At 61.0% G+C, this 14,562-nt stretch carries 11 protein-coding genes and 1 pseudogene; 8 read left to right on the forward strand and 4 right to left on the reverse strand.

Annotated features, from left to right (window positions below; genetic code table 11):
• Nucleotides 1–123: 123 nt before the first annotated feature.
• Both BKX96_RS33205 and BKX96_RS11655 read right to left on the reverse strand, forming a co-directional pair.
• A pseudogene (locus BKX96_RS33205) lies at nucleotides 124–744 on the reverse strand (IS66 family transposase); the annotation flags it as partial.
• A 48-nt stretch (nucleotides 745–792) separates the two neighbouring features.
• Nucleotides 793–1,725 (reverse strand): KpsF/GutQ family sugar-phosphate isomerase, encoded by a 933-nt coding sequence (locus BKX96_RS11655; RefSeq protein ID WP_077183960.1) that lies wholly within the window; start codon nucleotides 1,723–1,725, stop codon nucleotides 793–795.
• A gap of 254 nt (nucleotides 1,726–1,979) precedes the next feature.
• On the opposite strand from BKX96_RS11655, the gene BKX96_RS11660 reads away from it, so the two are divergent.
• Complete coding sequence (locus tag BKX96_RS11660; RefSeq protein ID WP_143512420.1) at nucleotides 1,980–3,041, forward strand: phosphotransferase; 1,062 nt, start codon at nucleotides 1,980–1,982, stop codon at nucleotides 3,039–3,041.
• A gap of 121 nt (nucleotides 3,042–3,162) precedes the next feature.
• Here the strand turns inward: BKX96_RS11660 and BKX96_RS11665 are convergent, their stop codons facing one another.
• Entirely contained in the window at nucleotides 3,163–3,393 is a 231-nt protein-coding gene (locus tag BKX96_RS11665) for a DUF6124 family protein (protein WP_080957079.1), read from the reverse strand.
• A 521-nt stretch (nucleotides 3,394–3,914) separates the two neighbouring features.
• Between BKX96_RS11665 and BKX96_RS11670 the strand changes: the two genes are divergently transcribed.
• From BKX96_RS11670 to BKX96_RS11700, 7 genes are all read left to right on the forward strand, one after another.
• Nucleotides 3,915–5,915, forward strand: coding sequence for a capsule polysaccharide biogenesis protein (locus tag BKX96_RS11670; RefSeq protein WP_508607230.1), 2,001 nt, complete (start codon nucleotides 3,915–3,917; stop codon nucleotides 5,913–5,915).
• On the forward strand, nucleotides 5,852–7,174 hold the full coding sequence (locus BKX96_RS11675) for a capsule polysaccharide biogenesis protein (protein ID WP_077183962.1): 1,323 nt from the start codon (nucleotides 5,852–5,854) through the stop codon (nucleotides 7,172–7,174). The genes BKX96_RS11670 and BKX96_RS11675 overlap by 64 nt, the downstream gene beginning before the upstream one ends.
• Nucleotides 7,171–7,947 (forward strand): SDR family NAD(P)-dependent oxidoreductase, encoded by a 777-nt coding sequence (locus tag BKX96_RS11680; protein ID WP_077183963.1) that lies wholly within the window; start codon nucleotides 7,171–7,173, stop codon nucleotides 7,945–7,947. The genes BKX96_RS11675 and BKX96_RS11680 overlap by 4 nt, the downstream gene beginning before the upstream one ends.
• Nucleotides 7,948–7,951: 4 nt before the next feature.
• Nucleotides 7,952–9,460 carry an LTA synthase family protein gene (locus BKX96_RS11685; RefSeq protein WP_077184506.1) on the forward strand — a complete coding sequence of 503 codons (1,509 nt, stop codon included), beginning with the start codon at nucleotides 7,952–7,954 and terminating at the stop codon, nucleotides 9,458–9,460.
• The gene (locus BKX96_RS11690) at nucleotides 9,450–10,046 is read left to right on the forward strand and encodes a GNAT family N-acetyltransferase (protein WP_077183964.1); all 597 of its coding nucleotides are present in this window, start codon (nucleotides 9,450–9,452) and stop codon (nucleotides 10,044–10,046) included. The genes BKX96_RS11685 and BKX96_RS11690 overlap by 11 nt, the downstream gene beginning before the upstream one ends.
• Nucleotides 10,047–10,057: 11 nt before the next feature.
• On the forward strand, nucleotides 10,058–11,485 hold the full coding sequence (locus BKX96_RS11695) for a capsular polysaccharide export protein, LipB/KpsS family (protein WP_077183965.1): 1,428 nt from the start codon (nucleotides 10,058–10,060) through the stop codon (nucleotides 11,483–11,485).
• A gap of 817 nt (nucleotides 11,486–12,302) precedes the next feature.
• Complete coding sequence (locus BKX96_RS11700) at nucleotides 12,303–12,761, forward strand: REP-associated tyrosine transposase (protein ID WP_077183966.1); 459 nt, start codon at nucleotides 12,303–12,305, stop codon at nucleotides 12,759–12,761.
• A gap of 449 nt (nucleotides 12,762–13,210) precedes the next feature.
• On the opposite strand, the gene BKX96_RS11705 is transcribed toward BKX96_RS11700, so the two are convergent.
• Nucleotides 13,211–14,560, reverse strand: coding sequence for an aminotransferase class I/II-fold pyridoxal phosphate-dependent enzyme (locus BKX96_RS11705; RefSeq protein WP_077183968.1), 1,350 nt, complete (start codon nucleotides 14,558–14,560; stop codon nucleotides 13,211–13,213).
• Between the last annotated feature and the right edge of the window lie 2 nt (nucleotides 14,561–14,562).

Genomic DNA, 14,562 nt, shown 5'->3' on the forward strand with positions numbered 1-14,562 from the left:
TACTGACTCGAATACCAGACATTTCTCATATCATAGCCCAAAGTGCGATCCGTTTTTTAACCGCTCTATAAACCCACCAACTTCAAGGTGGATGGCACTCAATTAGGCGAATAGCGAGTAGCTCTACGACAACAGCACTTTGTAATTTTCAAACGAGGTCGCCAATGGCTGCCGTTGTAATGCGTGGCGCAGCCACTTATAGGACTCATGGCCATCGGCTTTGGCAGTCTCGACCAAGCTGTAACGTTGAGCGCTGGTTGTCGCACCTCTGGGCGCATCGCTAAATAACTAGCTCTTTCTTCCAATGAGAAAGGGTCGGCTTGCACGTTCGGCAGCGTTATTGTCGATCGACAAGTAGCCTTCTTCGACGCATCGTTCAAGTTTGTTCAAGTTGCTGGCAAGCTGGCCTATAGCTTTGCCGAATGCGTATTGTGGTCGTCACTCGTATCAAGGTTTTTACCATCCATTCTTTCTGCTCGAACAGCGCAGACGCACCTAACGAGCCTTTTTCCGCCCGTCATCACTGCTCTGCTTGAGCGCAATCTCGATACCGTAAAAATAGCAGATCAGCTTTAATGCTATATCGCCGCTTCCCGACTTACCCTTGAGTTGCACTTTTTGCACCTCGACTTGCGCCTCGCGTGCGCCCAGCAGCCCAATCGCTCTTCGTAAGATTGGGAGCCCTAGGCTTATGCCCCCATAGTCATCGGTCTTCAAATAGCCGCAATAACCTTCAAGCAGGCGGTGCCAGCTCCCATATGGATCGTGTGGGATCGTAGGAGCTGGCGGTTATCAGTCGAAGATTTCGACCACGCCTACGACAGCGTTTTCGCTATTGGTAACGGCCAAGGCACGGATCTTGTTGTCGAGCATGTAGGCTTCCGCTTCCGATAGCTGCGAATCATCCTTGATGGTGTGAGGGTTGGCGGTCATGAAGTGGGCGACGGTGGTGTGGATCACGCCTTCGTTTTCCAGCAGTGCACGACGCAGGTCGCCGTCGGTGACAATACCGACCAGTGCGCCCTCCTCCATGACCACGGTCAGGCCCATGCGGCTTTGGGTCATCACCAGCAAGCAATCGTGGAAGCTTGTGGCCGGGGTGACAATCGGTGCCGGTGAGTGCATGACGTCGCTGACGCGGGTCAGCAGCTTACGACCCAGGCTGCCACCGGGGTGGTAGCGGGCGAAGTCCATCGGCTTGAATTGAATGGCTTCGATCAAGGCCACCGCCAGGGCATCGCCCATGGCCATGGTCGCCAAAGTGGAGGTGGTCGGCGCCAGGTTGTTTGGGCACACTTCTCGCTCGACGGAGATGTCCAGCCAGATATCCGCGTGCTTGGCCAGGGTCGACTTTCCGTTGCCGGTCATGGCGATGATTTTGTTGCCGAAGGATTTCAGGCTCGGGATCAGCTTGATCAGTTCTTCTGTCTCGCCGCTGTAGCTGATCAGGATCAGCACGTCGATCGGCTTGAGCATGCCCAGGTCGCCGTGGAAGGCTTCAGCCGGGTGCAGGAAGAAGCTCGGGGTGCCGGTGGAGGCGAAGGTCGCGACCATCTTTTGCCCGATCAGACCGGATTTGCCCATGCCACACACGACGGTGCGACCTTTGCAACCGAGGATCAGTTCGACCGCACGCTGGAATTCGCCATCCAGGCGCTCCGCCAGCTTACTGATTGCTTGCGCTTGCGCATAAAGCGCTTCTTTGGCAATGGGAAGGTGATTCATGGGGACCTTATCGCTCCTTGATTTTGAAGGCGCGTATGGTAACGGGTGAATAGCAGCGAGGGAACGAAGATGTCCCTCCGCCTGTAGGAAATTTCCCAAATCTGCCTCATAGCGCGCCACATAATTGGCAATCAATGGACGGAGTCCGTACTATCGCGCCCCTTCTGGTCAACTGTTACGGGAAGTGGGCAAGGATCGCGCCGACTTCACGGGTGTGTCAGGCATAAATGGATGATTGCTTACAGTTGGAAGATATGGGTATCGAATCGAACATCACAACACTCACCAGGAACAGGAATGCCTTCTGGTTAAGCCGCTCCACGCTGGAAAAACGCCTGAGCTTTTTCCTGCCAGCTTATCGAGCCAATGGTTTCAGCATCGTCACCACCGACCTGGCGTCCAATGCCTCGTTCGTCAGTTATGTGCGCCATCACCGACTGACGGATCTCGGTACCGGCGCCACGATTGATGTGATCGAAAAGTCGATTCGCAAAATTCTCTTTATCCCCAGCCTCGAGTCACGCTTCTATCGGGAGCGCAACGTGCTATGGGGAAGCGTTCATTTCAAGCATCCGATTTGCCTGGGCGTCATTGAGACGCCTTGGGAAAGCCTGATTTTTACCAGCTACGTACAAGGCCGCCCGCCACGTTTGGCCTCTATCGCCAAGATCATGGCACCGGGCATTGCCGAGATCGAGAATCTGTCCAGTCGGTATCTGGGGTTCTCACCCTGGTGGCAGGCTCCCAAGTTCTGGACCATGGATTTTTTTCGACCTTGGTATCTCCTGCGGCCGCGCTTCAATTTCGAGCGATATTTGCACTCCCTTGTGGAATTGGCTGGAGACGATGAGCGCTTTGCCGACCTGCCGGGTCAACTTCTTGCGTTGCGGCCAATATTGCGTCGCGAGGCCGAGGCCGCTAAAACCAGTCAGCGCTGTTTTTGCCATATGGATTACCTGCGCAAGAATTTCTTCCAGTCGCCCCAGGGTCTGCAGATGATCGACTGGAGCGAGTTCAAGATCGGGCGTGTCGGATTTGACGGTGGGTCCTATGTGAGTGCGGTATTTCGGCGCAGCGATATGGAACGTTTTGTAGCCGTTCGCGCCGAGTTCCTCGCAACCTATGTCGAGGTGCTGGACCCTCGGTTCGACCGGCAACAGGCGTTGCGCAACCTGGATTACCTGTTCCTGCAAAACTCACTCTGGTACTTCCTGCGGCCCACGACCATTGCTGACTATAAGCGACGGGGCAAGCTGGATCTGTTGCATGCGAAGTATGAATATTTGTTGGCGCTGCCTTTGATGTCGGGCCGTTAGGCGAGGCGAGTCGATACGGACGTTCGTTGTTCGAAGTGAGGACGCCTTCGCTGCGATGCGGCGACCCGACAAGCCAGCTCCAAGGGGCTTGGATGACTCGAGGGCGCCTCCAGCACCGCGATTACCCTTGCGGATCGAGATTATCCAGCGCGCGATTCACCGCCATATCCGCCAGCATGATCACTTGCTGGATGCCCAACAGCATGCTGCGCTGCGGCCCGTCGACGAATGTTGCGAAATCACTGGCCATGACACTGGCAGACCTCAGCGACTCACAGGCGTGGGCCAGCAGGGTTTCGGTGTCGATGCCTGGGGCGATGAGGAACATGGTGCTTGGGGAATGTTTGGGCATGGTGGAGCTCCATCTATGAGTGACGTTATTGAGCCGTTTATTCACCAGGGTTCCAGTCCCGGCCACTGATTTGGCAGCGGCGGACAAAGGCTAGAGATGCTGCTTCCTAGGGACAACCTGAAAAGTTTGTCGGATGTTTCTTGAGGAGATGTGTGAATCTGGGTGAGATGGTTGGCTGGGTGGACGCCTTCGCTGGCAAGCCAGCTCCTACAAGGGTGTGTAAGCCGTTTGATTGGTTTATTTGCGGTTGTCAATCGCGCTGTTAGCTACAGGTATGCCGCTCATCGGGCCGTTGAGTCGAGGGTCTGCAGGTGTTTGATGGAATCTCCATTTATGTGAAAAAGTCGTCAGTTTTTTCGTACTTTTGTGAATGGTTACCCTCTGTTTGTATTATCATTCTCGGCATATTTCATTAAGCATTTCCTCCAGGCAGACGCATTAATGCGTGCCTGACCGATGATTGCGCCCGATATGGATATCCGCTGTTTTTTATGGACAATGCTGCTTCACCGCGTCGCTCTTTGCTGATTCTGTCTAAAGGTGCGCAACAGATCCCTACCCTCTCCGCCTTGCTGCCTGAGTATCGGCTGCTGTGTGGAGCTGTGGGCGACATTGCCCGGGCCGATGACGTGTTGGCGTGGGGACGCAAACCCAGCGCGTTGCGTGCCAAGGCGGCTGCCGACGCTGCCGGGTTGCCGCTGATTACGGTCGAAGACGGTTTTTTGCGTTCGGTGGGCCTGGGGGCTGAAGACCCGCCGCTGTCGCTGGTCGTCGACCCGCTGGGCATCTACTACGACGCCAGCAGCCCTTCTCGCCTCGAACAACTGATTCCCCTGCCGCTGACCCAAGCCCAGGTGTTGCGTGCGCGTGCCTTGCAGGCAAGTTGGTGTGAGGAGCGTGTATCCAAGTACAACGGCGCGCGGATCGAGGCCTGCGTGTTGCCGCAGCCTTGCGTGCTGGTCGCCGATCAGACCCGCGGCGATGCCTCGTTGCAAGGCGCTAGTGCCACCGATTTCCAGCGCATGCTTGACGCCGCGCTGGCCCGTCACCCGCAGTGCACGGTGGTGGTCAAGGTGCACCCGGACGTGGTGGCCGGGCGCAAGCAGGGGCACTTTGATCTGGCGGCGTTGCGCAAGCATCCACGGGTTCAGGTGATCAGCGATAACGTGCACCCCGCCGAGTTGCTCTCGGCCGTGCAGGCGGTGTACGTGATGACTTCGCAACTGGGCTTCGATGCCCTGTTGTGGAACGTGCCGGTGCACACTTTTGGCATGCCGTTCTATGCGGGCTGGGGCCTAACCGTGGATGCGTTGCCCGCGCCTGAGCGACGTCAGCCCGTCAGTCTTGAGCAATTGCTGCATGCCGCGTTGGTGGAATACCCGCGTTACGTCGACCCGGAGACGGGCGCGCCATGCCAAGTGGAGACCGTGCTGGCGTGGTTGGGTTTGCAGCGACGGATGCGCAGTCGCTTGCCCCATGCCTTGCAAATGGTCGGCTTCAGCAAGTGGAAACAACCCTTGGTGCTCGACTTTTTCAACGGTTCATCCATCCGGTTTCTCGGGCGTTTCTCCCGTCGTCGCGTGGCCGCTCCGGTCGTCACGTGGGGTTGCCAGCACGACATGCCCTTGTCCGTGAAAGCGGGTCGCCACCTCGGCCGCGTCGAAGACGGCTTCCTGCGCTCCGTCGGCCTGGGCGCAAAGAAAACCCGCCCCTTGTCCTGGGTGTTCGACGACCTGGGCATTTACTACGACGCCACCCGCCCTTCGCGGCTGGAACACATCTTGCAAAACGAGCCCTGTGCACCGGGCTTGTTGCAGCGGGCAGCGGCCTTGCGTGAAGCGATCTGCGTGGCCGGCGTGACCAAGTACAACCTGCCCGGCACGCCGTGGAAACGCCCTGCCGGTGTCGAGCGGGTGATTCTGGTACCGGGCCAGGTGGAGTCCGACGCGTCGATTCGTTATGGCGCGCACCGGATCCGCCGCAACCTGGATTTGCTCAAGGCAGTGCGCGAGCGTCACCCCATGGCGTGGCTGTTGTACAAGCCGCACCCGGAAGTATTGGCCGGTACCCGCGAGGCCGGCGTAGACGAAGAACGCACCAGCGACTGGTGCAACCAGGTGGTGGGCGATGTGCCGTTCCACGCACTGTTGTCCGAGGTCGACGAGGTGCATGTGCTGACTTCGCAATCGGGCTTCGAAGCTTTGTTGCGCGGCGTGCCGGTGACCACTTACGGCCAGCCGTTCTATGCCGGTTGGGGGTTGACCGAGGATCGCGATTTAAGCCCGGACGTCCAGGCGCGCCGCACCCGGCGCCTGAGCCTGGACGAGTTGGTGGCCGCGACGCTGATCCGCTACCCGACCTATGTCAGCCGCATCACCCGAAAATTTACTACTCCTGAACGAACGCTAACTGAGATCCAGAACTGGGATGAAGTACCAACGCAAGGAAGAACTCCAACATGGCGAGAGATGATTCAGCGTTTGCTCCTTACGGTTTTGAAACCACGCCTCAGGAAATCCTAGTTCCCCGTCAACGCTCTCTGCGTCCGGTGCCGGTCAAGCCGCGCAACTCGTTCCTGTTTTTGCAGGGCGTCAGTTCGCCGTTTTTCGCGCGCCTGGCCCAGGCCCTGCGCAACGAAGGACAGCGAGTCAAGTCCGTCAGCTTCAACATGGGCGATACCCTGTACGGCAGCGGTGCGCGGGTGTTTTATTCGGCGCGCCCCGAGCAACTGGCGGACTTCTACAGCCACTGCTTCAAGGCGGAGCACATCACCGACGTGGTGCTGTTCGGCGACTGCCGGCCGGTGCATCAACCTGCGGTGACGCTGGCCAAGTCGCTGGGGATCCGCGTGCACGTGTTCGAGGAAGGCTACTTCCGCCCCTACTGGATCACCCTCGAGCGCAACGGCGTGAACAATCACTCGCTGCTGCCGCGGGATCCGGAGTGGTATCGCGAGGTGGGCAAGTACATCCCGCGTTATCACAATGGCAACGAGTTCCGCCTGTCCTTTGCCTCCCGGGCCCTGCACGACGTGATGTACCACGTCGGCGGCGCGTTGAACAAAGTGGTGTTCCCGCATTACAAGACTCACGCGCCGTTCAACGCGGCGGTGGAGTATGCGGGCTACATTCGCCAGGGCATTCGCCTGCTCAATGCCAAGGGTCGCGATTCCGAGGTGATCAGTGAGGTGGCGCGCAATCGTCACCGCACCTTCCTGTTGCCCCTGCAGCTGGACAGCGATGCGCAGATCCGCGATCACTCGCCGTTCCGCCACATGAAGGATGTGCTCAAGCACGTGATGGGCTCGTTCGCCCGCCATGCCGCCGGCGATACGCGGCTGGTGGTGAAGAACCATCCGCTGACCCCCGGCATCATCAATTACCAGCGCATCACCCGGCGCATTGCCCACAAGCTGGGCATCGCCGATCGCGTGGACTTCCTCGAAAGCGGGCACATGCCGACGCTGCTGTCCCACGTCGCCGGCGTGGTCACGGTCAACAGCACCGTGGGCGGCTCGTCGCTGATGCACAACGTGCCGACCATCGCCCTCAGCGACCCGATCTACAACCTCAAGGGGCTGACCCACCAGGGCGGCCTCGACGCGTTCTGGGATCACCCGGAACCACCTGACTCCACGCTCTTTCAACGCTTTCGCAGCACGGTGATTCATACCACCCAGGTCAACGGCGGCTTCTATACCCGCTGTGGCATCGACATGGCGGTGAACAATTCCCTGGAAGTGTTGATGGCCAAAACCTCGAAGATCGAACAGTACCTATGACGCTGCACAAGTCTCCACGCTGCATTCTCATCACCGGTGCCACAGGCGGCATCGGTGGTGCCCTGGCGCCTGCCTATGCGGCGCCGGGGGTGACCCTGATCCTGCAAGGCCGGCGCCTGGACCGCCTGGAAGAAATGGCCGCGCAATGCCGCGCCCTGGGTGCCCGGGTGTTGCTGCAGCCGCTCGACGTCCAGGACCTGGAAGCCTTGCGGCGGTGGATTGGCGAGATCAGCGTGAGCGAGGCGCCGGACCTGATCATCGTCGGCGCCGGGGTCAACACCTCCACCGGCGACAATGGCGAGGGTGAAATCTGGGAGTTGTCCCAGGCGCTGATCGAAATCAATGTGCTGGCGGCCCTGGCCACGGTGCAGGCGGCGTTGCCGTTCATGCGTGCGCGCAAGTCCGGGCAGATCGCCCTGTTCAGTTCCCTGGCCGGCTGGCGCGGGCTGCCCGCCACCCCGAGCTACAGCGCCAGCAAGGCGGCGATCAAGGCCTACGGCGAAGCCATGCGCGACCTGGTGGCGGCGGACGGTGTGCAGGTCAATGTGATCATGCCCGGCTATGTCGAGTCGAAAATGTGCTTTGAAATGCCCGGGCCCAAACCCTTGCTCTGGGCCCCGGACAAAGCCGCGCGAAGAATCCAGCGTGGCCTGGCGGCGAACCAGGCGCGGATCAGTTTTCCGTTCCCGCTGAACCTCGGATGCTGGGCCCTGGGGGTTATCCCGCCACGGCTGTCGTCGATCATTTTGCGGTGGCTGGATTACGGTGCCTGATGTGTTGAGTAGTGCGTTTGGCCTGGTGCTTGTGCTCGGGTTTGTCCTGTCGTGTGCCTTCGAAAAACTGCTGGTGCCCTGCCCCGGCTGGCGTCGCCCGCTGCGCGCCTGGCTGCTGCATGCCGGCGCCTGGGCGTTCGCCGTCGGCTTGCTGTACCTGATCACCGGTCGCGCCTGGTTCAGCGGAGTGAACGTGCTGGCCCTGTGGCTGTTGATCGTGCTGGTGAGCAATGCCAAATACCATTCGTTGCGCGAGCCCTTCGTCTGCGCCGACTTCGAATACTTCAGCGATGCGGTGCGTTATCCGCGCCTGTACCTGCCGTTTTTCGGTATCGGCAAGGCCATTGGCCTGGCGGTGTTGTTTGTCATCTATCTGGGTTGCGGGCTGTATTTCGAACCGGTCGGCGCCAACGCCCGCGCCGTGGCGACCGGCACCTTGCTCGGTGGCCTGGCGTTGCTCTGGCTGGGCGGGTTGAAGCCGCTGCAACCGACGTTCGACGCCGCCCTCGACCTGGCTCGCTGGGGCCTGGCGGGCAGTTTGTGGACGTACTTTTTTGCTGCCCGGCGTCCTGTGACGCTGGCGTCGTTGAACTCGCCGTTCCTTGGCGAGGAGGCGCGTCCCATGGCCGATACCGTCCTGGCGGACCTGGTGTCGGTGCAGAGCGAATCGTTTTTCGATGCGCGCCGCGTGTGGCCCGGCATTCGTGGGCAGGTCCTCAGCCAGTTCGACACCTTGCGCGCTGAAGCGCTGGCCCAGGGCCGGTTGCAGGTGGCGGCCTGGGGGGCGAATACGGTGCGTACCGAATTCGCCTTCCTGACCGGCATAAAGGTCGACCAACTCGGCGTACACCGCTTCAACCCCTATCGCCACCTGGCGCGCCAGGGCGTTGCCAGCATCGCCCTGGAACTGAAAAGCCGTGGCTACCGCACGGTGTGCGTGCATCCTTATGTGGGCAGTTTCTACGGCCGAGACAAGGTGTTGCCGGCACTGGGCTTCGACGAGTTCATCGACGTGCGCAGCTTCACCGAGCAGCAGAAGGCCGGGCCGTTTATCGGTGACTGCGCGGTGGCCGACAAGATCCGCGAACTGCTCGATGCCCCGGGCCGCACGCAGCCGTTGTACATCCATGCCATCACCATGGAGAACCACGGGCCGTTGCACCTGGAAAGCGTCGCGGCGGACGATCTCGGACAATGGTTCGACCGCCCTTTGCCTGATGACCTGCGCGACCTCGCCCCGTACGTGCGTCACCTGGGCAACGCCGACCGCATGCTCGGCCAGTTGCGCGAGCACATGCTGGCGCGCGGCACACCGACCGGGCTGTGTTTCTTCGGTGACCATGTACCGATCCTGCCCGACGTCTATGCCGCCCTGGGTGAGCCGGATGGCGATACCGAGTACTTCATCTGGTCCAATACCACGCGTGGCGCCAGCGCCCCGGCGAACCTGGGCGTCGAGCACCTGGCCAAGGCGTTTATCGATCACCTGGCGTCGGCACGCGATGCAGCGTGAGCCGGTGCAGATCGTCCTCGCTTCGAATACCTCGGAGCGCACGCCTGCGATTGCACGCTGGATCACCTCGGGGCGCGGCTCGCTGAAGTTCATCCTCGGCGACGAAGATTGCCGACACCGCCTGTTGGCGGACGGGATCAATTGGGACCGGGTGTTGCTTGCCTATCGCAGTGATGGCGCCGTCGGCTATGCGACGTTCAAACACCATAGACGCGGGCCGTTTTCACCAGGCCTTCGCCCCTTCGTGCGGGAGTTCGGCCGTTTGGGCGGCACGTTGCGCTACGGGCTGTTCATGATCAGCGAGTGCCGCGAGTGGTACTACGGGTTTTACCTGTACGGCTTGCGCGTTCACAAAGTCGACCGCCGCCAGGGTGTCGCCAGCGCCTTGCTGCAGGCGGTGTGTGCGCAGGCGCTGGACAGCGAGCATGAAAAAATCGAGCTGGAAGTGCAGGCGAAAAACCTTGCCGCCCGGGCGTTTTATGCCCACCACGGTTTCGTGTCGATACGCACCATGAGCTGGCTCAGCCGCCTGATGCCGATTCCCACCGTGATCAACCTGCGCCGTCTGTTGTCGCCCCGCCCATGAGTGCCCACGAAATGCATCGACCCGTCGCCCTTGAGTCCCTGGTGGAAGGTCCCGGCTGGGTGGGCATCATGTCGCAATGGGTGATGTGGAAAGTCTTTCACCTGGGCGAGTTTCTCGACCCTGAGGGGCCGCCAAAGTGGCTGTGGCGCCGCGGGCTACAGCGGCCGGCGGGGTTGAAGGCGATATCCGGGATCGGCTACAAAAGTTCGTCCGACCATGCGCGGGTATTGTGCAAGCGTTGGGGGATTCCCTATGTGGCGCTGGAGGACGGCTTCCTGCGTTCTTCGTCGCTGGGGGTGGAAGGCGATACGCCGATGTCGATGGTGGTCGACCCGATCGGCATTCATTACCTGGCCGATCGGCCGTCGCTTCTGGAAAACATCCTGCAGGTGCCCCATACCCTGAGCGCGGCGGACCTGGCCACCGCGCAGGAACTGATTGCGCTGATGCGCAGCAGCGGCATCGGCAAGTACAACAATGCGCCAGACTTGAGCGATGACGATCCGCTGGGGCAGGATCGGCCGTTGGTGCTGGTGGTGGATCAGACCTACGGCGACTTTTCGATTCCCGGTGGCGGGCTGTGTGAGGCGGATTTCATCCGCATGCTCGACGCGGCCCTCGCGGAAAACCCCGAGGCGGATGTGCGGGTGCGGATCCACCCGGACTGCGTGAGCGGCCACAAGAAAAGCTGCCTGCTCGATGCCGCACGCGAGCGCGGCCTGGTGCTTGAGAGTCGTCATGTGTCCTGGGCCTCCCTGGCGCGCCGGGCCCGGCGGGTTTATGTGGGCACCAGCCAAGCCGGGCTCGAAGCCTTGATCCAGGGCATCCCGGTGACCTGTTTCGGCCTGCCGTTCTATGCAGGCTGGGGCTTGACCGATGACCGCCTGGCCATCCCCCGCCGCCAGGCCCGACCGACTCTGGAGCAATTGGTGGCGGCCGCGTACATCCGCTATTGCCGTTATGTCGATCCGTTGACCGACCAGCGCTGCGACGTCATGACCGTGGCCCGACAACTGGCCCGGCAAAAACAGCAGGACAGCCAGTTTGCCGGCAGCGTGACGGTGATTGGGGTGCCGCGGCGCGAGCGGTCGGCGATGCGTTCGTTGCTCAACAGCCGCTGGGGGGAGTTGACGTTCGCTCGCGATAACGCCGAACTGATCCCGACGGTAGCTCGCGAAACCGGCAAGTTGTTGGTGTGGCATGCCTGTGAATCAGCTGACCTGCAGGCCGGTGCCGAGGCCCATGGCGTGCCGGTGTGGCGTCTGCGCCCGGATGCGTTGCAGTGGCCGTGTGGTAATGAACAACCCTTGGCACACATCCGCGGTTTGCCTTGCAGCCCGCAACAGGCCCAGGCTCACAATGCCCGCCCCCAACCTGGTCTGCTCGACAGTTGTGCACGCTATCGACAGATTCGCAGGTACCTCAAGGGGATGTTCTGAGGATTGCCGGCGGCCTTGATTCTTATATCGAGCTCGAGGGCCTCTTCGCTGGCAAGCCAGCTCCTACACAAACAGCGTGGTATTGCACCGGACCATCGTGGCATTGCACGGAACCTGTAGGAGCCGGCTTGCCGGCGAAGGCGGTCTTGAGTTTTGTATTGGGTTTGAGGACGCCTTCGCTGGCAAGCCAGCTCCTACACATACAGCGTGGTATTGCAGCGGACCATCGTGGCATTGCACGGGACCTGTAGGAGCCGGCTTGCCGGCGAAGGCGGTCTTGAGTTTTGTATTGGGCTGGCGGGCCTCTTCGCTGGCAAGCCAGCTCCTACACCAACAGCGTGGTATTGCAGCGGACCATCCTGGCATTGCACAGGACCTGTAGGAGCCGGCTTGCCGGCGAAGGCGGTCTTGAGTTTTGTATCGGGTTTGAGGACGCCTTCGCTGGCAAGCCAGCTCCTACACATACAGCGTGGTGTTGCACCGGACCATCCTGGCGGGACCTGTAGGAGCCGGCTTGCCGGCGAAGGCGGTCTTGAATTTTGTATCGGGTTTGAGGACGCCTTCGCTGGCAAGCCAGCTCCTACACATACAGCGTGGTGTTGCAGCGGACCATCCTGGCGGGACCTGTAGGAGCCGGCTTGCCGGCGAAGGCGGTTTTGAATTTTGTATTGGGCTGGCGGGCCTCTTCGCTGGCAAGCCAGCTCCTACAAAAGCATTGTGGCATCTGGCTTGGTCATATCCGGAACCAAACCTTTTCAATGTCAAATTTCCTGCGCACTAGCCTTACCTTTTTCGATTGATAAAGGAGGGCAAAGGATTGTCCATTCGATCACATGCCAACCATCTGCGCTCCGGGCGCTACTCGCAGTCCGGACAGATATACCTGCTCACCGCCGTTACCCGCCTGCGCGAACCGCTCTTCAGCGATTGGCGTGTCGGACGGTTGGTGGTCGAGCAATTTCGTCAGGCCCAGACAGAGGAGCAGGCCAATTCCCTGGCCTGGGTGGTGATGCCTGACCACTTTCACTGGCTGATCGAGCTCCAGAACAACACGCTGGCTTGCTTGATGAGGGCGACCAAATCCCGTTGCGCGAGGACCGTGAATGCCCGCTTGGGCCGCACCGGGCAGATGTGGCAGAAAGGTTTCCATGACCGGGCGATTCGTCGCGAGGAGGATTTACGGGCCGTGGCGCGTTACATCATTGCCAATCCATTGCGGGCTGGCCTGGTCAGGCGGGTTCACGATTATCCATTGTGGGACGCCATTTGGTTGTAGGAGCCGGCTTGCCGGCGAAGGCGGTTTTGAATTTTGTGTTGGGCTTGAGGGACCCTTCGCTGGCAAGCCAGCTCCTACAAAAACATCGTGGCATTGCACGGGACTTGTAGGAGCCGGCTTGCCGGCGAAGGCGGTCTTGAATCTTGTATCGGGCTTGAGGGACCCTTCGCTGGCAAGCCAGCTCCTACAAAAAAATCGTGGCATTGCCCGGGATTTGTAGGAGCCGGCTTGCCGGCGAAGGCGGTTTTGAATTTTGTGTTGGGCTTGAGGGACCCTTCGCTGGCAAGCCAGCTCCTACAAAAACATCGTGGCATTGCACGGGACCTGTAGGAGCCGGCTTGCCGGCGAAGGCGGTTTTGAATTTTGTGTTGGGCTTGAGGGACCCTTCGCTGGCAAGCCAGCTCCTACATTGGATCGGGAGCGGCCGCGAGCGAGTGGCGGAGGCGGCGTTAGAGCTTTTGCAGCTCCTGCGCAACGATGGCCACGGTTTCGGCGATTTGTTCGGGGGTGTGCAGGCACGAGACGAAGAAACGCACGCGCGCGGCTTTTTCCGGGACGGCCGGGTGCAGGATCGGTTGCGCGTTGATCCCGCGTTTGGCCAAGGCACCGGACAGTTGCGTGGCTTTTAGCGAACTGCCGGTGATCACCGGAATCACCGCAAGCCCGGTGCTGGTGCCGGTGTCCAGCCCCGCTTCACGGGCCAGGGCGAGGAACTGTTGGCCGCGGGCCTGCAAGGTCGCCACGCGCTCGGCGTCGTCGGCCAGGCAGCGCACGGCGGCCAGTGCCGCCGCCGCCACCGAGGCCGGCATGCCGACGCTGTAGAGAAACCCTGGCGCCATGAATTTCAGGTGTTCGACCAGGGCTGACTCGCCGGCAATGTAGCCCCCGCAGCTGGCCAGGGTCTTGCTCAGGGTGCCCATCCAGATGTCGACGTCCTTGCCCGCCAGGCCGAAGTGTTCGCGAATGCCCTTGCCGTTGGCCCCCATGACCCCCAGCGAGTGGGCCTCGTCGACCATCAAAAACACCTTGTGCTTGTTCTTCAGCTCGACAAAGCGCGGCAGGTCCGGGTAGTCGCCGTCCATGCTGTAGATGCCTTCGAGCACCACCAGCACCCGCTCGAAATGCTGGCGTTGATCACCCAGCAGACGGTCGAGGGCGTCAAAGTCGTTGTGGGCAAAACTCAAGCGCCGCGCGCCGGACAACTGGATGCCTTGCAGCACGCTGTTGTGGATAAGTTCGTCGTGGATCACCAGGTCCCGCGGGCCGAACAGGTAGCCGATGGTGGTGACGTTGGTGGCATGGCCACTGACGAAGGTCACCGCGTCGTCCACCTCGTACAGCCGCGCCAGTTCGGCCTCCAGCTCGCGATGGATCGGCCGGTCGCCGGACACCAGGCGGCTGGCCGACACCGACGTGCCGTAGTGATCGATCGCCGCCTTGGCCGCCTCGGCAACCAGCGGATGCCCGGAGTAACCCAGGTAGTTGTAGCTGGCGAAGTTGACGAAGCGTTGCCCGCCGATCGTGGTTTCGGCGCCCGCCAGGCTTTCATGCAGCTTGAAGAACGGATTGGTCAGGCCAAAGCGCGCCGCGCCGTCATGCATGATCCGCAGTTGCTGGTAACCGGGGTGCTGGTCGAAGCGGTAGAACTGCTCCGGCACCGCCCGGGCATGGCGACTGACGTCCGCCAGCGAGGCCGGCGGCGCGCCGTCGCCGGTCTGCCGCAGGCGCCGCTCCAGGGCTTGCTGGATCAGCTTGTCTTTCATCGAAGCGCCAAGCCCTGAAGTACTTTTAGAGGTCATAG

The sequence above is a fragment of the Pseudomonas putida genome (assembly GCF_001976065.1).
Lineage (GTDB): Bacteria > Pseudomonadota > Gammaproteobacteria > Pseudomonadales > Pseudomonadaceae > Aquipseudomonas > Aquipseudomonas serbica.

Bases quoted from the DNA above. Each gene is read 5' to 3' on its own strand.
- BKX96_RS11655 (WP_077183960.1), bottom strand. From the start codon at position 1,725: ATGAATCACCTTCCCATTGCCAAAGAAGCGCTTTATGCGCAAGCGCAA.
- BKX96_RS11660 (WP_143512420.1), top strand. From the start codon at position 1,980: ATGGGTATCGAATCGAACATCACAACACTCACCAGGAACAGGAATGCC.
- BKX96_RS11665 (WP_080957079.1), bottom strand. From the start codon at position 3,393: ATGCCCAAACATTCCCCAAGCACCATGTTCCTCATCGCCCCAGGCATC.
- BKX96_RS11675 (WP_077183962.1), top strand. From the start codon at position 5,852: ATGGCGAGAGATGATTCAGCGTTTGCTCCTTACGGTTTTGAAACCACG.
- BKX96_RS11680 (WP_077183963.1), top strand. From the start codon at position 7,171: ATGACGCTGCACAAGTCTCCACGCTGCATTCTCATCACCGGTGCCACA.
- BKX96_RS11690 (WP_077183964.1), top strand. From the start codon at position 9,450: ATGCAGCGTGAGCCGGTGCAGATCGTCCTCGCTTCGAATACCTCGGAG.
- BKX96_RS11695 (WP_077183965.1), top strand. From the start codon at position 10,058: ATGCATCGACCCGTCGCCCTTGAGTCCCTGGTGGAAGGTCCCGGCTGG.
- BKX96_RS11705 (WP_077183968.1), bottom strand. From the start codon at position 14,560: ATGACCTCTAAAAGTACTTCAGGGCTTGGCGCTTCGATGAAAGACAAG.